Source organism: Ornithinimicrobium sp. F0845 (assembly GCF_023015765.1).
GTDB lineage: Bacteria > Actinomycetota > Actinomycetes > Actinomycetales > Dermatophilaceae > Ornithinicoccus.
Map to the genome: position 1 here is coordinate 75,334 of NZ_JALKAL010000001.1, position 18,477 is coordinate 93,810.

At 71.7% G+C, this 18,477-nt stretch carries 16 protein-coding genes, 1 tRNA gene and 1 other RNA gene; 6 read left to right on the forward strand and 12 right to left on the reverse strand.

Annotated elements, in window-relative coordinates:
* Nucleotides 1-1,605: a helicase HerA-like domain-containing protein gene (locus tag MWU75_RS00355; protein WP_247087336.1), complete on the forward strand. Its 1,605-nt coding sequence runs from the start codon at nucleotides 1-3 to the stop codon at nucleotides 1,603-1,605.
* A gap of 197 nt (nucleotides 1,606-1,802) precedes the next feature.
* Here the strand turns inward: MWU75_RS00355 and MWU75_RS00360 are convergent, their stop codons facing one another.
* The 4 genes from MWU75_RS00360 to MWU75_RS00375 form a co-directional block, all read right to left on the reverse strand.
* The gene (locus tag MWU75_RS00360) at nucleotides 1,803-3,440 is read right to left on the reverse strand and encodes a von Willebrand factor type A domain-containing protein (protein ID WP_247087337.1); all 1,638 of its coding nucleotides are present in this window, start codon (nucleotides 3,438-3,440) and stop codon (nucleotides 1,803-1,805) included.
* Nucleotides 3,441-3,503: 63 nt separating this feature from the next.
* An RNA gene (ffs, locus tag MWU75_RS00365) (signal recognition particle sRNA small type) lies at nucleotides 3,504-3,600 on the reverse strand.
* Between the two features lie 212 nt (nucleotides 3,601-3,812).
* Nucleotides 3,813-3,900 (reverse strand) — tRNA-Ser (locus tag MWU75_RS00370).
* A gap of 117 nt (nucleotides 3,901-4,017) precedes the next feature.
* The gene (locus tag MWU75_RS00375; RefSeq protein ID WP_247087338.1) at nucleotides 4,018-5,064 is read right to left on the reverse strand and encodes a zinc-dependent alcohol dehydrogenase family protein; all 1,047 of its coding nucleotides are present in this window, start codon (nucleotides 5,062-5,064) and stop codon (nucleotides 4,018-4,020) included.
* Between the two features lie 149 nt (nucleotides 5,065-5,213).
* Here MWU75_RS00375 and MWU75_RS00380 point away from each other — a divergent pair, with 149 nt between their 5' ends.
* Nucleotides 5,214-6,452, forward strand: coding sequence for an arginine deiminase (locus MWU75_RS00380; protein ID WP_247087339.1), 1,239 nt, complete (start codon nucleotides 5,214-5,216; stop codon nucleotides 6,450-6,452).
* A gap of 50 nt (nucleotides 6,453-6,502) precedes the next feature.
* On the forward strand, nucleotides 6,503-6,841 hold the full coding sequence (locus MWU75_RS00385; RefSeq protein ID WP_247088106.1) for a sterol carrier family protein: 339 nt from the start codon (nucleotides 6,503-6,505) through the stop codon (nucleotides 6,839-6,841).
* Nucleotides 6,842-7,238: 397 nt separating this feature from the next.
* On the opposite strand, the gene MWU75_RS00390 is transcribed toward MWU75_RS00385, so the two are convergent.
* The 4 genes from MWU75_RS00390 to MWU75_RS00405 all read right to left on the reverse strand — a co-directional run bounded on the left by MWU75_RS00390 (nucleotide 7,239) and on the right by MWU75_RS00405 (nucleotide 11,634).
* Nucleotides 7,239-7,475, reverse strand: coding sequence for a hypothetical protein (locus MWU75_RS00390; RefSeq protein WP_247087340.1), 237 nt, complete (start codon nucleotides 7,473-7,475; stop codon nucleotides 7,239-7,241).
* Nucleotides 7,476-7,530: 55 nt separating this feature from the next.
* Nucleotides 7,531-8,931 carry an adenylate/guanylate cyclase domain-containing protein gene (locus MWU75_RS00395; RefSeq protein ID WP_247087341.1) on the reverse strand — a complete coding sequence of 467 codons (1,401 nt, stop codon included), beginning with the start codon at nucleotides 8,929-8,931 and terminating at the stop codon, nucleotides 7,531-7,533.
* Entirely contained in the window at nucleotides 8,928-10,616 is a 1,689-nt protein-coding gene (locus tag MWU75_RS00400) for an FAD-dependent oxidoreductase (protein ID WP_247087342.1), read from the reverse strand. Before MWU75_RS00400 ends, MWU75_RS00395 begins: the two co-directional genes overlap by 4 nt.
* A gap of 121 nt (nucleotides 10,617-10,737) precedes the next feature.
* The gene (locus tag MWU75_RS00405; protein ID WP_247087343.1) at nucleotides 10,738-11,634 is read right to left on the reverse strand and encodes an LLM class flavin-dependent oxidoreductase; all 897 of its coding nucleotides are present in this window, start codon (nucleotides 11,632-11,634) and stop codon (nucleotides 10,738-10,740) included.
* A 128-nt stretch (nucleotides 11,635-11,762) separates the two neighbouring features.
* Between MWU75_RS00405 and purF the strand changes: the two genes are divergently transcribed.
* Nucleotides 11,763-13,352: an amidophosphoribosyltransferase gene (purF, locus tag MWU75_RS00410; RefSeq protein WP_247087345.1), complete on the forward strand. Its 1,590-nt coding sequence runs from the start codon at nucleotides 11,763-11,765 to the stop codon at nucleotides 13,350-13,352.
* A 25-nt stretch (nucleotides 13,353-13,377) separates the two neighbouring features.
* The gene (gene purM, locus MWU75_RS00415) at nucleotides 13,378-14,487 is read left to right on the forward strand and encodes a phosphoribosylformylglycinamidine cyclo-ligase (protein WP_247087347.1); all 1,110 of its coding nucleotides are present in this window, start codon (nucleotides 13,378-13,380) and stop codon (nucleotides 14,485-14,487) included.
* Between the two features lie 255 nt (nucleotides 14,488-14,742).
* Here the strand turns inward: purM and MWU75_RS00420 are convergent, their stop codons facing one another.
* From MWU75_RS00420 to MWU75_RS00430, 3 genes are all read right to left on the reverse strand, one after another.
* Nucleotides 14,743-15,270, reverse strand: a complete 528-nt coding sequence (locus tag MWU75_RS00420; RefSeq protein WP_247087349.1) for a hypothetical protein — start codon at nucleotides 15,268-15,270, stop codon at nucleotides 14,743-14,745.
* Nucleotides 15,271-15,341: 71 nt separating this feature from the next.
* Nucleotides 15,342-15,548, reverse strand: coding sequence for a DUF3073 domain-containing protein (locus MWU75_RS00425; RefSeq protein ID WP_247087351.1), 207 nt, complete (start codon nucleotides 15,546-15,548; stop codon nucleotides 15,342-15,344).
* A 161-nt stretch (nucleotides 15,549-15,709) separates the two neighbouring features.
* Entirely contained in the window at nucleotides 15,710-16,381 is a 672-nt protein-coding gene (locus MWU75_RS00430) for a copper resistance CopC family protein (protein WP_247087353.1), read from the reverse strand.
* 44 nt (nucleotides 16,382-16,425) lie between these two features.
* On the opposite strand from MWU75_RS00430, the gene MWU75_RS00435 reads away from it, so the two are divergent.
* The gene (locus tag MWU75_RS00435; RefSeq protein WP_247087355.1) at nucleotides 16,426-17,058 is read left to right on the forward strand and encodes a YigZ family protein; all 633 of its coding nucleotides are present in this window, start codon (nucleotides 16,426-16,428) and stop codon (nucleotides 17,056-17,058) included.
* Nucleotides 17,059-17,129: 71 nt separating this feature from the next.
* Here MWU75_RS00435 and MWU75_RS00440 read toward each other — a convergent pair whose 3' ends face one another.
* A complete protein-coding gene (locus tag MWU75_RS00440; RefSeq protein WP_247087357.1) occupies nucleotides 17,130-18,377 on the reverse strand; it encodes an ATP-grasp domain-containing protein in 1,248 nt (415 codons plus the stop codon).
* Between the last annotated feature and the right edge of the window lie 100 nt (nucleotides 18,378-18,477).

An 18,477-nucleotide genomic window follows, 5' to 3' on the forward strand; every position in this document is an offset into this window, starting at 1 on the left:
GTGACCGAGAACGTGACCGAGACCCAGCTCGACCAGATCCGCGCCGGCTACACCTTCGAGGGGCCGTCCATCACGCTGGGCGCCGCCCTGCACGAGGGAGCGCCCGTGCCCGACGCCACCGTCCGGCTGCCGCTGGCCTCGATGAACCGGCACGGCCTCGTGGCCGGCGCGACCGGCACGGGCAAGACGGTGACCCTGCAGGTGATGGCCGAGCAGCTGTCCGCGGAGGGGGTGCCGGTGTTCCTGGCCGACATCAAGGGTGACCTGACCGGGTTGGCGACCCCCGCGGAGGCCAACCCCAAGGTGACCGAGCGCATGACGGGACTGGCGCAGCCGTGGGAGGGCACGGCATACCCGGTGGAGTTCCTGGCACTCGGCGGCCGTGGCAAGGGCACCCCGATCCGGGCCACCATCAGCTCCTTCGGCCCGATCCTGCTGTCCAAGGTGCTCGGGTTGAACGACACGCAGGAGTCGAGCCTCGGGCTGATCTTCCACTACGCGGACACCAACGGCCTGGCGCTGCTGGACCTGAAGGACCTGCGCTCGGTCGTGCAGCACCTGGTCTCCGACGAGGGCAAGGCCGAGCTGAAGGCCCTCGGCGGACTCTCCACCGCGACGGCCGGGGTGATCCTGCGTGAGCTGATCGCCTTCGAGAGCGCCGGGGCCGACGAGTTCTTCGGTGAGCCGGAGTTCGCCGCGTCCGACCTGATGCGCACCGCCGAGGACGGCCGCGGAGTCATCAGCTGCCTCGAGCTGCCCGGTGTCCAGGACCAGCCGGCGGTCTTCTCGACGTTCCTGATGTGGCTGCTCGCCGAGCTGTTCCAGGACCTGCCCGAGGTGGGCAACCCCGACAAGCCCAAGCTGGTCTTCTTCTTCGACGAGGCGCACCTGCTGTTCAAGGACGCGTCCAAGGCCTTCCTGGAGTCGATCGAGCAGGCCGTGCGGCTGATCCGCTCCAAGGGCGTCGGCGTCTTCTTCGTCACCCAGGTGCCCAAGGACGTGCCGGAGTCGGTGCTGGCCCAGCTCGGCAACCGGGTGCAGCACGCCCTGCGGGCCTTCACCCCCTCCGACGCCAAGGCGCTGAAGGCCGCGGCCAAGACCTTCCCGATCAGCGACTACGACCTGGAGGAGGTGCTGACCCAGCTGGGCACCGGCGAGGCGATCGTGACCGTCCTGTCCGACCGCGGTGCGCCGACGCCCGTGGCGTGGACGCTGCTGCGCGCCCCGCAGGGCACGATCGGTCCCTCGCCCGAGGCGACGGTGGACACGGTGGTCGCCGGGTCGCCGCTGGCCTCGAAGTATGCCGAGGGGCTGGACCGCGAGTCCGCCTACGAGCTCCTCGCGGCCCGGATGGAGGCCGGTGCCAAGGCCGCGGCCGAGGCGGCCGCCGCCGAGGAGGCGGCTGCCGAGGAGGCGGCTGCCGAGGAGGCGGAGAAGCAGGCGGCCGCGGCGGAGAAGGCGGCCCGCAAGCGTGAGGAGGAGGACCCCTCGATCGTCGAGCAGGTCGTCGGCTCCTCCGCGTTCAAGTCGATGCTCCGCTCGGCCGGCACCGTCATCGGCCGGGAGATCTCGCGGAGCATCTTCGGCACCGGCCGTCGTCGCTGACCAATTTTTGGGGAAGTTTTGTAGGCGTCCCGCGGCTTTTTGGGGAGGTTTTGTACGGGCCGCCCGCCCCGGGGGACCGGCCACCGCCCCCACGCGGTGACCGGTCCCGGTCTGTGGTGATGTCGCCGTGCCCTACGAGAGGACTCGGCCGGAGGGACGCTGTCCCCCGGTAAGGCTCACGGTGTGAGCGTGAAGCGTCAGTCCCTCTCCTCGTAGGGGACCGGCGCCCGCAGGTCCTCATCGAGCAGGTCGAGCAGGTCCTCGATGCCGGCCACGTCCGACCCCGCTAGGGTCTCGGCCTCTTCACGCAGGTCCTTGAGCGTGAAGCCGCGCTCGCTGACGATGCTGTTGCCCTTCAGCAGCTCGGCCGAGTCCGCCACGAGCGCGGCCAGTTGCAGCGCGTCCGTAGCCTCCGCCTGCGACCACTCGATCGGTGCGTTGACCTCGGTGGTCTCCCCGCTGTCCGGATCCGCCCACCGGAGCCGGGCCTCGCCGACCACGGTGCCGTCGGTGACCGCGCCGGTCGGGACCAGCTCATAGAGCGCGGACACCTGGTGGCCCGCCCCCAGCTCGCCGGCGTCGACCGTGTCGTCGCGGAACTCATCGTCCTCGAGCGCGCGGTTCTGATAGCCGATCAGGCGGTAGGACTCCACGAACTCGGGGTCGAACTCCACCTGGCTCTTGGCGTCACGAGCCACCACGGTCAACGTCTCGGTGAGGTCCTCGACGAAGAGCTGCTCGGCCTCCTCGAAGGTGTCCAGGTAGGCGTAGAACCCGTCGCCCTGGTTGGCCAGCTGCTCCATGAGCGTGTCGTTGTAGTTGCCCATGCCGTAGCCGACGGTCACCAGGTGGATGCCCTCCTCGCCCGCACCGGCGATCTCCTCGGCCAGGGCGCCGCCGTCGCTGACGCCGACGTTGGCCACGCCGTCGGAGGCGAGCACCACCGCATTGATGCCGTCCTCGACGTGCGCGGTGCGGGCCTGGGAGTATCCCATCCGCAGCCCGGCTTCCATGTTGGTGCTGCCCCCGGGCCTCAGGTCCTCGATCGCGTTGATGATGGTGTCCCGGTCCGCGACACGGGTCGGCTCCAGCAACGGCGTCGCCTCGTCGCCGTAGATGACGATCGCGATCGTGTCGTCCGGGTTGAGGCTGTCGACGAGCAGCGCCAGGGACGACTGCACCAGACCCAGCCGGTTGCGGATGTCCATCGAGCCGGAGGTGTCGACGACGAAGGTGATGTTGGCCTGCGGCCGGTCCTCGTCGGCGATCTCCACCGAGCTCACCCCCACGCGCACCAGCGCCGTGCCCTCCGCGGCACGGGGCGCGGCCCCGGTCTCCACCTGCAGACCGAGCGCGGTGTCCTCAGGTGCCTGGTCGCCATACTCGAAAGCGTTGACCCACTCCTCGACCCGGATCGAGTCCGGCTCCGGTGCCAGGCCCTCGGCGACCATCGCGTGAGCCACCCGGTAGGAGCCGGTGTCGACGTCCAGCGCGAACGTCGACTGCGGGTCCTCCTGCGCCCTCACCCACACCGTCTCGCCGACGTCGGTGAAGGTGTTGTCCTCACCCGGCCCCGGCGGGATCGGCGGCACGGGCACCGGCTCGACCCCGACGCCAGCGTCGGCCGCTGACTCCTTGAGCGTCGTGCTGGGCGCAGGTGCCCCGGCTCCGTCCATGTCGGCCTGCTCGTCGTAGTCCTCGACGTAGCGGCGCGCCTCCTCGTGGTCGGCGCCCTGCGTGCCCTCCGTGGGGTCGTGCGGCTCGGAGTCCCCTGAGCATGCCGTGGCGCCGAGCCCCACCACCAGCAGCATTGCGAGCAACGTCGTGTTCTTCATGCGGGTGCGACGGCCCGCGGCGCGTGGCCGGTTCCCGCCCCCGGGTCACGATCGGGTCACGGACGCAAGGGTCCCCCGCGCACCTGGAAGAGCTCACCTGCCCTTGCTGCATTCCTGCCCTGGGGGAGTTCAGTGAGGTACCACCGCACGGGGGACCGGCTCCCATGCTACGTGGCCCGCCCCCGTCGGACGAAACCGCGCGGGGCCGACGTGAGCCGTGCGACGTATTGTGCGCCGCGCGACGTCAGAGCTCTCCTGGCGCACAAAAGGTCGCACGGCCCGGGCCAGGGAGAGGCCGGGGCGGCGTCGGAGCGCGGCCGGGCCCGGGCGGGGCCACAGAAAACCCCCAGCCCGTGGGGGCTGGGGGCTTCGTGGCGGAGGATGGGGGATTTGAACCCCCGAGGGTTTTATCCCAACACGATTTCCAATCGTGCGCACTAGGCCACTATGCGAATCCTCCGTCGGAGAGGTTACCTGACAGCCTGCTGACCACCGAAATCGCGGGGGAGTGATGCCGTGATCAGGGGAGTATGCCGTGGGTCAGGGGCGGCGGGCCGTGGGTCAGGGCCCTCGGCGCTCAGGGACGCAGCATCACCTTGATGGCGGTGCGCTCGTCCATCGCGCGGTAGGCGTCGGCCACCTGGGTCAGCGGCAGCACCCGGTCGAAGACGCGGCCGGGGTTGATCCGGCCGTCCAGGACCCGCTCGAGCAGGTCGGGCAGGTAGGCGCGCACCGGCGCCATCCCGCCGGCCAGGCCGACGTTGCGGCCGAACATCTGCCGCACCGGGGCCTCCGCGCCGTGGGGCACCCCGACGAACCCGACCGTGCCACCGGGGCGGGTGCTGGCGAATGCCTGCTCCATGGACTCCTTGGTGCCGACGCACTCCAGGACCGCGTCGGCACCGACGCCGTCGGTGAGCTCCATGACCCGCTCCACGCCGTCGGGCCCGCGCTCGGCCACGATGTCGGTCGCGCCGAACTCGGTGGCGATCGCCTGGCGGTCGGCGTGCCGCGACATGGCGATCACCCGGCCGGCACCCAGCTGGCTGGCGGAGAGCACCCCACACAGCCCCACGGCGCCGTCGCCCACGACTGCGACGGTGCCACCCTCGCGCACCCGTGCCGAGACCGCCGCGTGCCAGCCGGTGGCCATGACGTCGGAGAGCGTCAGCAACGAGGGCAGCAGGTCCTCGTCGGGCTGCTCGGGCGTCGCGACGAGGGTCCCGTCGGCCAGCGGCACCCGCACGAACTCGCCCTGGCACCCGTCGACGAGGTTGCCGTCGCGGTCCGGGCCGCCGAATCCTCCGCCGTGGGCGCAGGCCGACTGTATGCCGGCGCGGCAGTGGGCGCAGGTGTTGTCCGACCACAGGAAGGGGGCGATCACGAAGTCACCCGTCCGGATGGTGCTGACCTCGCTGCCCACCTCCTCGACGACGCCGACGTGCTCGTGCCCGATCCGGCGGGGGCGCTTCACCGGCGAGACGCCGCGGTAGGGCCACAGGTCCGACCCGCAGACGCACGAGGCCGTCACCCGCACGACGGCGTCGGTCGGCCTGACGATCGTGGGGTCCGGCACCTGCTCGAGGCGGATGTCTCCGGGGGCGTGCAGCACGGTCGCTTCCATGGCGCCATTCTTGTCTGCCGACCCGACCCGGGATCACCCGGCCTGGTGCGCCCAGCCGGCTCACGGCATACTCCCGCCGTTTGTCACTCCCCCTGGGAGAGGTGCGGGTGCGAGGATGGGGGGCGCACCCGCGACCGAAAGGACCCTTCATGCCACTCCACGTCGACTCGGAGGTGGGCCGGCTCAGGCAGGTGATCGTGCACAGGCCGGGCCTTGAGATGCGTCGGCTGACCCCGGAGAACAAGGAGAGATACCTCTTCGACGAGGTCCTGTGGGTCGAGCGTGCGCAGGAGGAGCACGAGGAGTTCGTGCGGGTGATGGAGGAACGGGACATCACCGTCCACCACTTCCACGAGCTCCTCGAGGAGACCGTCGGCATCCCCGAGGCGCGCAAGCAGATCCTGTCGCAGTCGCTGGACGACCGGCACCTCGGGCCCTTCGCGGCGCACGAGATGCACGAGCTGTTCGACCAGATGGCCGACCACGAGCTGGCCGAGTTCCTCATCGGCGGCATCACCAAGGCCGAGGTGCTCGAGCGGATGGACGCGCCGCGCTCGGTCGTGATTTCGCAGATGGGGCTGCACGAGGCGCTGCTCGCGCCTCTGCCGAACCACCTGTTCACCCGGGACACCTCCGCGTGGCTCTATCGCGGTGTCGCCGTCAACTCGATGCACAAGAAGGCCCGGCGCCGGGAGACCGTGCACTACGAGGCGATCTACCAGTGGCACCCGATGTTCCGCGACGCCGGCATGGACTGGTGGACCGAGGGCGTCGAGGCCGGGCCCGCGACGTCCGAGGGCGGTGACATCCTGGTGCTCGGCAACAAGGTGCTGCTGGTCGGCATCAGCGAGCGGACCACCACCCAGGGCGTCGAGCGGCTCGCCCAGCGCACCCTGGCCTCCGACCAGATCGACACGATCATCGCGCTGGACATGCCCCGGGCGCGGGCGCTGATGCACCTGGACACCGTCATGACGATGCTGGACGAGGAGACCTTCACGCTCTACTCGGAGCTGCCCGACCTCGCCTCGTTCACGATCACCGCGAGCGGGTCCGGTGACTCCCGGCTGCCCAACCTCAACATCCAGGCCAACGACCCGGCCGACATGATGAAGGTGATCGGCGAGGCCATGGGCATCGGCACCCCTCGGGTGGTTGCTGCCGACCAGGACCCGCGGGCGGCGGCGCGCGAGCAGTGGGACGACGGGTGCAACGTGCTGGCGCTCGAGCCGGGTGTCGTCGTGGGCTATCAGCGCAACACGGTCACCAACGACTACCTGCGCGGCCTCGGCTTCGAGGTCCTGGAGATCGCCGGCCAGGAGCTGGGCCGCGGTCGCGGCGGACCGCGCTGTATGTCGTGTCCCATCGAGCGCGACCCGCTGGGCTGAGCGTGGGTCTCGTGGGAGGTCGCTGAGTGCCTCCACGTCGACGCGTGCCGATCGACCGGGGTGAGCTGGCCCTGGCGGAGTGGCGTGCCGACCCCTCTGGTGCGCCGCGCTCGGTCCTGGCGACCGCCGTGCGTTTCACCCTGGAGGAGCTGGCCGAGCGTGCCCCCGGCCGGTCCGTCGAGGTGCGGGTGCCGCCGTTCGGTGCGGTCCAGTGCGTGGAGGGGCCACGGCACACCCGGGGAACCCCGACCAACGTCATCGAGACCGACGGCGTGACGTGGTTGCGGCTCGTGGTGGGCGAGGCCTCCTGGGAGGACGAGGAGCAGGCCGGCCGCGTCCGCGCCAGCGGCCAGCGGGCTGACCTCACGGAGTGGCTCCCCCTCCTCTGACGTCGCCGCCTGCTTGACCGGGCACACCGTGTGGCGCTCTCACCCCTGAACGGGCCTCGCGTGCTGTGGCGCCCTCCCCTGTCATCGGGCGAGCGCTGGTGTGTGGACTCTGTGCCGGTGTGTGGGTTTTGACCCCAATTTGGGGGTCAAAAGTCGCACGCGGGAACAAAGTCCACACGCGCGATGGCGCCGTCCGGGCCTGCATCGCACCTGGTGGTCGTCGCACCTGGTGGTCGTCGCACCTGGCGGTCGTCGCACCTGGCGGCCGGGCGCGGCGAGGTGGGTGCCATTGGGCGACGGGGACCACCGGGCTCCGGGCACCTTCTCCTTGCCCTCCCCCCTGCGGGCGGTCGGGCCGTGTGGCGCCCAAACCCGTGACCCGGCGCGTGGGGTCGCGCTACGACCGTCCGGAGAAGCGCTCGGCCAGCAGGTACACGATGCCGCCGAGGAGGCCTCCGAGCAGCGCACCGGGCAGTCCGATCGCGATGACCTCCTGCGCGGGCGAGGCGTTCGGCGCGTCCGGGCCGGTGACGGCCAGCAGCACGCCGACGACCAGACCCACCAGGGCGCCGGTCACCAGGAACGGCACCAGCCGGGGGCGGCGGTAGACGGGTCGGCGCTGGGGGGTGGTCACCCCTCAAGGATGCCACGGGCGCCGACGGGCGTGCGGAGCCGGTCGGGCGCAGGAGTCACGCGAGATCGGACGTGGGCGCCGACGGATCTGGTTCGAGCGCGAGCACCAGATACGTCTCGACCGGTTCAGCCTTGCCCTTCAGCTGCAACGTCCCGAGCGGGGTCGTCCGCGCCCCGGGGATCGCCTCGAGCGTGGCCGGCCCGATCGCCACACCGCCCGCGGGCGCCTGGCCCTCGATGCGCGAGGCGGTGTTGACGGTGTCGCCGATGACCGTGTGCGTCCGCCCGCCGTGCGTGCCCAGCAGGCCCACCGAGATCGGTCCGGTGTTGACGCCCACCCGGAACCGCGGCCACCCGCTGTGCCGCTCGGCGACCCGGCCCGTCGCCTCCTGCAGTGCCAGGCCCGCCCGCACCGCCCGAAGCGCATGGTCGGGCTGGTCGCCCCGCTTGTTGAAGGTGACCATGAGGGCGTCGCCGATGATCCGGTCCACGTCCCCGCCGTGTCGCAGGGCGGCCGGCACGGCGACCGAGAAGTAGTCGTTCAGCATGGCGGTGACCTCCGCGGGAGCGTGGCCCTCGGAGAACGTGGTGAACCCCTGCAGGTCCGCGAAGAGCACGCTCGCCTCGCGATGACCAGCAGCCGTGTCGTCGAGGTAGAGACCCGCGAAGCGCTCCTCGTGCCAGGAGCGACGTGCGCCGACCACGACGAGCCCGAACGCGACCAGCAGCAGCACGTGCCACTCCCACCACGCGATCCGCCAGGTGGTCGCCAGCGCCATCGCGACCAGTGCCTCTGCGAGCAGGATGTATGCCGTGCAGACGGCCAAGAGCACCCCGTCCCGCCGGGCGCGCCACAGTCGGGCATAGCGCCAGGCCGCCACGACATACAGCAGGACTCCCGGCACCGCCACCAGGACGGGCAGGGACTCGACCTGGGTCGGCAGCCCGTTCAGGGGCGGCAGCCGCAGCAGCGACACGGCACCCCACAGCACCATGGCGGCCACGAGCACCCAGCGCAGACGCCTGGTCAGCGCGACCTCGGCCACGGCCGCCGACCCGGCGAACTCCGTGGTCGAGCGCACGGCGAAGAGGGACCCGACGGCCACCCCGATGGGAGTGGCCACGGCGAAGCCGACGTTCGACTCGTCCAGGAGCACCCCTGGGGTGGCGAGCGCGTGGAGCCCCAGGAAGCCGGACGACGCGAGGAAGGCGAGGGAGACGTGGCTGAGGCGTGCGTCACCGCGTCGGGCAGCGGCGTCCCCGGTGGTGTACGCCAGCACCGCCGAGAGCGTGGCCGTGCCCAGGACCAGCCAGAAGTGAGCCGGATGGTGGGCCCAGTGCAGGTCCAGCCGGGGGACGCCCAGCAGCAGCGCCAACCCGAAAAGGGGCAGCGCGATCGCGACCACTGCGGCAACCAGCGCCGCGGGCCCTCGTCCCCCGACGCGGTGCCTGGTCAACGGCGTCGCACGCTCAGGTGCTGGTGGACCTCGGACACGACCACGGACCCTTCCCCGACGCCGGAGGCGACCCGCTTGACCGACCCGCTGCGGACGTCGCCGACCGCGAAGATCCCCCGCACAGTCGTCTCGTGCGGCCGGAGCGGCGGGTCCTCGGTCTCCCCGGCCTCGCTGCCGGTCAGGACGTATCCCCGCTGGTCACGCCGGACCTCCTCGGGCAGCCAGTCGGTGTGCGGCTCGGCACCGATCATCACGAACAGGCCGTCCATCTCCAGCTGCGTCGTCCGCGAGGTGTCCAGGTCGGTGAGGGTCAGCTGCTCGAGCCGCCCGGTGCCGGTCGCGTCGGTGACCGCGGAGGAGGTGTGGACGGTGATGACCGGTTCGCCGGCGATGGCCTCGATCAAGTATGTCGACATCGTCGCCTCAAGCGTCGGTCCCCGGACGATGAGGTGGACGGCTCGGCAGTAGCGCGCCAGCTGGAGCACGGCCTGCCCGGCGGAGTTGCCGCCTCCGACCACGGCCGCGGACAGTCCGGCTAGGGCGTGCGCTGCCGAGACGCTGGCGCCGTAGTAGACCCCGTTGCCGGTGAAGGCCTCGACGGCGGGGACGCCCAGCCGGCGGTAGGCGACGCCGCAGGCCACCACGACGGCGCCGGCCGTCACGGTGCCCTGGCCGGACACCGACGCGCGGAAGCGCCCGTCCTCCGGCTCGATGCGGTCGACGGTGCGGGTCAGCAGGAAGTGCGCGCCGAAGACCCAGGCCTGCTGGAAGCCGCGCTGGGCCAGCTCGGAGCCGCTGAGGCCGCGCGAGAAGCCGAGGTAGTTGCGGATCAATGAGCTGGTCCCGGCCTGGCCGCCGATGGCCTCGCGCTCGACGACCAGGGTCCGCAGCCCTTCCGAGGCGGCATAGACCGCGGCCGCCAGGCCGGCCGGGCCGGCGCCCACGACCAGCAGGTCGACCTCGCGCGACTCCTCGGACAGGGTGGTCGGGATGCCCCAGGCGTCCAGGATCTCGCTGTCGGTGGGGTCGACGAGGGCCGGTCCGCCGAGCGCCGCCAGCCACACCACGACCTCACCGTGCCGGGGTGGTGTCGCGGCCTCGAGGACCTGATGGCCCTGGGCCGAGTCGCGCTCGCGGAAGGCGTAGGGGATGCGGTTGCGGTGCAGCAGGTTGCTGATCTCGAACGCGCGACCGGAGTGACGGTCGGCCACCACCACGACCTCGCGCTTGGTGCGCGGGTCGGCGCGCGACCAGTCCTGGACGAACTCCGCCACCGTGCGGTGGAACAGCTCGTCGCCGGAGGTCCACGGACGCAGCACGTAGGAGTGCAGGTCGCCGACGGCGGAGCCCTGGAGGATGACCCGGGCGACCTCGGCGTCCGACCAGGACCCCCAGTCGATGAGGAGCGCCCGGCGCGCCTCGGGGTGCAGGGAGCGCGCTGCCGCGACGACCACGTCCCGGCCCTCCGCGGACAGGTCGTCCCCGATGAGGACGAGCGCCACCCGTTCGTCGCGGTGTCGGGCGCCCTCGAGCGTCCGCACCGCGTCGGAGGCAGAGGCCTCTCCGCGCACCCGCAGGGAGGCACCGAAGTGGCGCGCGAGCTCGGTCTCGGTCCGACCCAGACGAGCGGGGTCCGACTCGACCGCGAGCAGGAGGGGACGCGCGCCCCAGCCGTCTGTGGCCATGGTTCAGGGTAGAAGCGCCAGGGCTCCGTGCGCTAGACGTTTTGAACGCGCGCACACCCTGCGCCTGCCCGCAGAACGTCTGGAATGCCCACGGCGACCGCTGCCGACAACCGCCTGAGCGTCAGGCACGGCCGAGCGACGCCACGTAGTCCTCCAGCACTGCGAGGTCGGCGCGGTACGGGTCTGCGGACCGTGGCCAGTGCACGATGACATCGGTGAAGCCGAGCTCCTCGGCCCGGCCCACCTGGTCGGTCAGGAACTCCACGCTGCTCAGGACCGCTGGGCCACCGGCGTCGAGGGTGAGGTAGCGGTCCAGCGCCGGGCGACTCGCGCTGCCTGCCTCGGCCGCCCACGCCTCGTGGGCAGCGTGCTCCGCGTCGCTGAACCGCTGCGCAGCGTCGGCCACCCCGCGCCACCACTCGTCGACGGCGTCCCGCTCGGCCCAGTCGCCACTGGCCGGTCCGGTGGTGACCCAGCCCTCGGCATACTGCACAGCCAGGGCCATCGCCCGCGGACCGTCCGCCGCGACGAGCAGGGGAGTGGCGGACGGGGTGCGGTTCCGGACGTCGACCGTGCGATAGAAGGTGCCCTCGTGGGTGACGTGGTCCTCGCGCAGGGCGCGGTCCAGCAGGGGCACGAACTCGCGGAACCGCCGCGAGCGCTCCCCGCGGGTGAGCTCGTCGCCCAGCAGGCGCGCGTCCAGGTCGCCGCCGGCCCCGACCCCGAGCAGGATCCGGCCGCCGCTGATGTCGTCGAGCGTGACGACGTCGCGGGCCAGCGTCACCGGGTGCCGGAAGTTGGGTGAGCTCACCAGGGTGCCGAGCCGGATGCGCTCGGTGACCATGGCCGCCGCCGTGAGCGTCGCGACCGTCGAGTGCCACGGCGAGTCCGGCAGTCCGGCCCACACCAGGTGGTCGTAGGTCCAGGCGTGGTCGAAGCCCAGCTCCTCGGCGCGACGCCAGAGGTGTTGGGCCTCGGCCCAGGGATACTCGGGCAGGATGCAGACGCCGTGACGCATGGGTCAAGGGTAGGCACGTGCGCGACGCTCGACACGCTCGGCGGGGCTGGGGGGCGACGCTCGACGCGCTCGGTGGGGCTGCGGGGCGCAACACAGTGGGCCCGGTCGGCGTGTGGGACGATAGGGCAGTGGCACGCGCAGACGGACGGCTCTCCCACGATCTGATGCCTGACGAGAAGGGCCCGCAGGACGCCTGCGGTGTCTTCGGTGTCTGGGCGCCCGGGGAGGAGGTCGCCAAGCTCACCTACTACGGCCTCTACGCGCTGCAGCACCGCGGGCAGGAGGCGGCGGGCATCGCGACCAGCGACGGGCACTCGCTGCTGGTCTACAAGGACGTCGGGCTCGTCTCCCAGGTCTTCGACGAGTCCAGCCTGGCCTCCCTGCGCGGGCACCTCGCGGTCGGCCACTGCCGCTACTCCACCACCGGGCGCAACTCCTGGGAGAACGCCCAGCCCACGCTCGGCGGTACCGAGGACCAGACGGTCGCCCTCGCGCACAACGGCAACCTGATCAACACGGCCGAGCTGCGCGACCGGCTCGCAGAGGCCTACGGCGGCGAGCTGCGCAACGCGCCGGGCGAGGTCCGCCGCGGCAGCACCACCGACACCGCCCTGGTCACCGGTCTGCTCACGGCCGACCCGGACCGCTCCCTCGAGGCCTCCGCGATGGAGGTGCTGCCCACCCTGCGCGGCGCGTTCTCCCTGGTCTTCTGCGACGAGCAGACGCTGTATGCCGCGCGCGACCCGCAGGGGGTCCGTCCCCTGGTCCTGGGTCGCCTCGAGCGGGGGTGGGTGGTCTCCTCCGAGACCGCCGGCCTGGACATCGTGGGCGCCTCCTTCGTGCGCGAGGTCGAGCCCGGCGAGCTGATCGCCATCGACCAGAACGGCCTGCGCACGCAGCAGTTCGCCCAGACCGACCGCAAGGGCTGCGTCTTCGAGTACGTCTACCTCGCCCGGCCGGACACCTCCCTCAACGGGCGGGGCGTCTACGAGTCGCGCGTCGAGATGGGGCGCACGCTGGCGCGAGAGCACCCGGTCGAGGCCGACATGGTGATGCCGACGCCGGAGTCCGGCACCCCCGCCGCGATCGGTTACGCCGAGGCCTCGGGCATCCCCTACGGCGCCGGTCTGGTGAAGAACGCCTACGTCGGCCGCACCTTCATCGCGCCCAGCCAGACGATCCGCCAGCTCGGCATCCGGCTCAAGCTCAACCCGCTGCGCGACGTGATCCGCGGCAAGCGGCTCGTCGTGGTCGACGACTCGATCGTGCGCGGCAACACCCAGCGGGCGCTGGTGCGGATGCTGCGCGAGGCCGGCGCCGCCGAGGTCCACGTGCGGATCTCCTCCCCGCCCGTGCGGTGGCCGTGCTTCTACGGCATCGACTTCGCCACCCGGGCCGAGCTGATCGCCACCGGGCTGGGCGTGGAGGAGATCTGCCAGTCCATCGGCGCCGACAGCCTGGGCTATATCAGCCACGACGGTATGGTGGCCGCCACCCAGCAGCCGCGCGAGCAGCTCTGCACCGCCTGCTTCTCGGGCGTCTACCCGATCGAGCTGCCCGCGGCGGAAAAGCTCGGCAAGGACGTCCTCGAGCTCGAGTTCCCCTCACGCGAGCCGGACGGCCCGCCGGCCGAACGGCATACTCCCCTCCGGGCGCGAGCCGACAGCGTCAGCCTGACCGCCCACGGGGGCGCGGCCGAGGCCGTCCGCCGCCCCTGACCCACGCCCACCCGAGGAGACCTGAGTGACCCAGCCGAGCGAGCCGATCACCTATGCCGGGGCCGGTGTGGACGTCGAGGCCGGCGACCGTGCCGTGGAGCTGATGAAGGCCTCCGTCGCCCGCGCCCAGCGCCCCGAGGTCATCGGCGGTCTCGGCGGGTTCGCCGGCATGTTCGACGCCAGCGCGCTGCGGGGGATGCAGCGGCCGGTCCTGGCCACCAGCACCGACGGCGTCGGCACCAAGGTCGCGATCGCGCAGGCCATGGACGTGCACGACACGATCGGCATCGACCTGGTCGGGATGGTCGTCGACGACATCGTGGTGTGCGGGGCCGAGCCGCTGTTCATGACCGACTACATCGCGTGCGGCAAGGTCGTCCCGGAGCGCATCGCGGCCGTGGTCAGCGGGATCGCCCGTGGGTGCGAGCTGGCCGGCGTGGCCCTGGTCGGCGGCGAGACCGCGGAGCACCCGGGGCTGCTCGGCGAGGGGGAGTATGACGTCGCCGGCGCGGCCACCGGCGTCGTCGAGTATGACGACGTGCTGGGTCCGCAACGGGTGCGCGAGGGCGACGCGGTGATCGCGCTGGCCTCCTCGGGGTTGCACTCCAACGGGTACTCCCTGGTGCGCCGGGTCGTCGCCGCCGCCGGGTGGGGGTGGGACCGGCGCGTCGACGAGCTCGGCCGCACGCTCGGTGAGGAGGCGCTGGAGCCGACCCGGGTCTATGCCCGGATGCTGCTGGACCTGATCCGCACGCCCGACCTTGACGTCCACGCGCTGTCGCACGTCACCGGCGGGGGGCTGGCGGCCAACCTCGCGCGCGTGCTGCCGACCGGTGCGCTGGCCACGGTCGACCGTGCGACGTGGACCCCGCCCGCGGTCTTCGGCCTCGTGCAGCAGCTGGGGTCGGTGCCGCAGCAGGACCTGGAGCGCACGCTCAACATGGGGGTGGGCTTCGTCGTCGTGCTGCCCGGCGACCAGGCGGACCTGGCCGTGCGGCGCAGCGTCGAGCTGGGCGTGCCCGCGTGGGTGCTCGGTGAGGTGCAGGCGGACACCGGCGCCACCGGCGGCGACGTCGTGCGCGGCGCCAAGGGTGTCGACGGCGGCGCGGTGCGCGTCACCGGCTCCCACGCCTGAGCGCCGACCGTCACGCGACCGACCTCACCCCGCCCCCAGCGGCGCCGACCTCACCCCACCGCAGCGGCGCCGGCCTTCACCCGACCCCCAGCGGCGCGGGCCTTCACCCCCTCAGCGCAACTTCGAGCGCCTAGACGTTCCTCGGGCCGACTGCAGTCGTACCGAGGATGACGAAGGCGCTCGAAGACGTGGGTGGGACCGCCGTGGGTGGGACGGACGTGGCTGGGGCTGCGGGTCCTGCGGGGTCTTCGTGCGTCAGCGGGGGGCGACGACGAGGTAGAGCTCGAGGGTGTCGATGTCGCCCAGGTTGCGGGCGAAGACGGTGCGGTCCACGTCACCGGCCCGCATCTCGCGCAGGACGGTGGGCGGGGTCGTCGAGGCGTCGGCGATGAAGACCCTCCCCGCGGACTCCTCGAGATAGACGTCGAGTCCCAGCGTGGTGAAGGCGGAGGGCATATTCCCGAACTGCCAGGTCGTCCCATCGGTCTCGACATCCTCGGCGGGCCTGCCCCCGTCGAGCAACCGGATCTCGATGCCCGGGATCTCGGACTCCTCGCAGCCGGCGGCGTCCATGTCCGACCACGTGGCACCCTCGGCCAGTGGGGCCTCGCACGCAACCGTCGTGACGGTGAAGTCGTCGTACTGCCAGTAGTCGTTGAACCGCGCGACCGAGAAGAGGATCAGCACGGCGGGGATCAGGAGTAGCCACAGCCAGCCCATGCGCACGCCGCGCTTCTTCTTCCCGTCGGGGTCGACCCAGGTCGCTTCGTGCCAGGCAGGCATGGGTGCCTTTCCCAAGACGGCGCCGCCGTATCCCGGGGGCTTCCCGGGCACGGCGGCGGTGGTGCTATCGGTCAGTTCTCGGAGGAGGCCCAGCGCTCGTAGGCGTCGTCCTCGTCGAACTCCTCGTCCGCGGACTCGACGGCAGCGTCCTCGGGTGCGGCGGGGTCACCGCTGGCTCCCAACTCGCGCGCGAGTGCGTTGAGGTCAGTCTCCGGAGAGTAGTACTTCAGTCTCCGGGCGACCTTCGTCTGCTTTGCTTTGGCCCGGCCGCGCCCCATGGCGAGACCCCCTTGTGCGTTGTGCGGATCGGCATCGCCTGCGTGAGGGCACCTTGGTGCCACCACCCCGCGGAGCCGGTCCGGGGAATGTTATCTGTCGTGCGTCTAACGGTACATGACTCCGCGCGCTCTAGCCTCATCGATATCGCGGGTCGTCGGCCTCAGTTGCGTCGGAAGGCAAGGAACCCGCAGGCCACCAGGCCCACGGCCGCCACGCCGGCGACGAGCCAGCCCCAGAAGGGCATGCCCTGGGAGGTGCTCCCCGGGTCAGTGGCCGCGGCGGTGTCCGCGGTCGTCTCGGCCACGTCGGTCGTCGCGCCGCCCGTCGTGGGGTCCTCCGTGGGAGATGCGTCCGTCGTGGGTGCCTCGGTCGTGGATGCCTCGGTGGTGGGTGCCGCCGTGGGCTCGGGGGTGCCCGTCGCGGTCTCGTTGGCGGACCCGGCCTCGATCGTGAAGGTGATGATGCCTGAGATCGGGTGGCCGTCGGAGGAGGTCACCCGCCAGGCGGCCTCGTAGTCGCCGTCCGCGAGCTCCTCGGCCAGCGCCTGGGTCACCGCGGTGCCGTCAACGGTGGGGGTGCCCTGCACCACGTCGCGGCCCTCGGGACCGGTCACCACGAACTGCACGCCCAGGTCGGAGATCTCTCCGGAGAAGGTCAGCCGCAGCTCGGTCGGGACCTCCTGGAGCACCTCCCCCTCGGAGGGCGAGCTGTCGGTGAGGGTGTCGTGGGCGCTGGCGGGCAGCGCGAGGAGCGTCAGGCAGAAGGCCAGCAGGATCGTGCCGAGTGCTGCACGGCCCCCTGGACGTCGCCCCCGGTCAAGGAGGGTAAACACGCCTCTCAGACTACGCTGCGTCCCTCCCACGTATCCTGCGGCCCATGGCCAGCACCGGATACCGCACGATCCGCGGGGCGGTCACCGCCTCGATCGAGGAGCGGCGCTCGGTCTTCACCTGCCGGCTCGAGCGCGTGGACACCGAGGACGCCGCCCGGGCCGTGGTCGAGAAGGCTCGCACCACGCACTGGGACGCCCGCCACCACTGCTCGGCGTGGGTGCTCGGCCCCGACGGCACGCTGACCCGCTCCAACGACGACGGCGAACCCTCGGGGACCGCGGGCACGCCGATGCTGGAGGCACTGACCCACAGCGGGTTCAGCGACGTCGCGGCCGTCGTCACCCGCTGGTTCGGCGGGACCCTGCTGGGCACCGGCGGCCTGGTCCGCGCCTACGGCGACGCGGTGCGGGCCGCGCTCGCGCAGGCCGTCCCGCTGGAGCGCGAGCTGCGCCGCCTGGCGACCCTGGAGGTCGGGCACGCCGACGCCGGGCGCCTCGAACACGACCTGCGGGCCCACGATGTCGTGGTGAGGGACGTGACCTACTCGGCGCACGTCATACTGCACCTGGCTGCCCCGGTGGGGGACGAGGGGGAGGTGACGTCCCTGGTCGCCCGGCTCACCGGCGGCACCGCCGAGTTGGTGCCCGGCGAGACCGAGTGGGTCGACCTGGCCTGAGGCACAGCGTGGTTGGGACAGCCAGCGTGCCTCGCGGCGGAGGCGGTTGCTCGTCGCAGCCGCTCGACGGTTCAGAAGCCGGAGTCGGTCGGCTTGGGGTAGTAGGTCGCGTACTTCTTGACGAAGTTGGCCTTCGCAGCGACGACGTAGGCCTTGCGCCACAGCGAGTCGGGGTAGACCAGCGGGTGGTGCACACCCTTGGCCGAGATGCGCTTGTGCAGGGCCCTCGCCTCCCCGCTGAGGTAGCGGCGCAGCAGCGGCTGGGGCAGCACCGAGTAGAGGATCTCGTTGCGGACGACGACCTGGTCGTGCGGCTGCTTCTCGATGAGGTCGGTGGTGATGAACTCGGCCACGTTGGCCCCGGCGGCGGTCACGTAGTAGTTGTTGCGACCGATGCGGGGGTTCATCTCGAAGAACTTCATGACGCCGTCACGCGGGTCGAGCTTGACGTCGAAGTTGGCGAAGCCGTGATAGCCGACGTGCTTGAGGAAGCGCTCGGCCTGGTCCATCAGCTCGGGGAACGGCGTGGTCACCATCGCGGCCGGGTTGCCGATCGCCAGCGGCTGGTGCTCCTGCAGCAGCACCTGGGCGGTGGCCAGCAGCGTCACCTCGCCGGAGGAGTCCATGTAGGCGGTGATGGAGCGCATCGCCGTGTCGTCGCCGGGGATCAGCTCCTGCACGACGAACCGGTCGCGGAAGCCCGCACCGCGCACGAGCCCGAAGATCTCGCGGAGCCGCTCGGGGGTGTCGACCTTGTAGATCTTCTGCTTGCCCTCGAACTTCAGCCCCTCGTAGGCCGCGCCCACGGCCGGCTTGGCCACGACCGGGAAGTCCAGGTCCACCTCGTCCGGGGTCCAGTCGGCCTCGTCCGCGCGGGAGAAGTCCTGCAGCAGGGTGCGCGGCGTCGGGATGTCCAGCTCCTCGCAGACGCGCGCGAACTCCACCTTGTCGGCGACCATGTCGAGCACGGAGCCGTCGACGGCGGGCACGACATACCACTGCCGCAGCCACTCGGCCTGGTCGGAGAGCATCCGGCTGAACGTGTCGGCGTTGGACAGCAGCAGCGTGGTGCGCCCGGCGGCCTTGCGCTTGCGGCCCTCGCGCTCCAGGGCGGCGAGGGTCTCGGGGCGGCCGGAGTCCTCGCCGATGTCGATCGTGTCGATGATCCGGGAGTTCTTGATCGGTCCGGCGATCACCCGGGAGATGACCGTGCTGACGATGCCGTAGCGCTCGTGGAAGGCCCGTGCGAGACCGTAGATGCCGATGTCGGTGCCGAGCAGGACGACGTCGAAGTCCGGGTCGGGGTTCACGGTGGCCATGCTGCTCCTCTGGGTCGTGCCCACCGTGCGCAGGGGCGTGCCACGGCAGAACTGGTGCGGGGCGAAGCCTAGTCGTTCCCGGGGACCTTGCCGCGCAGGC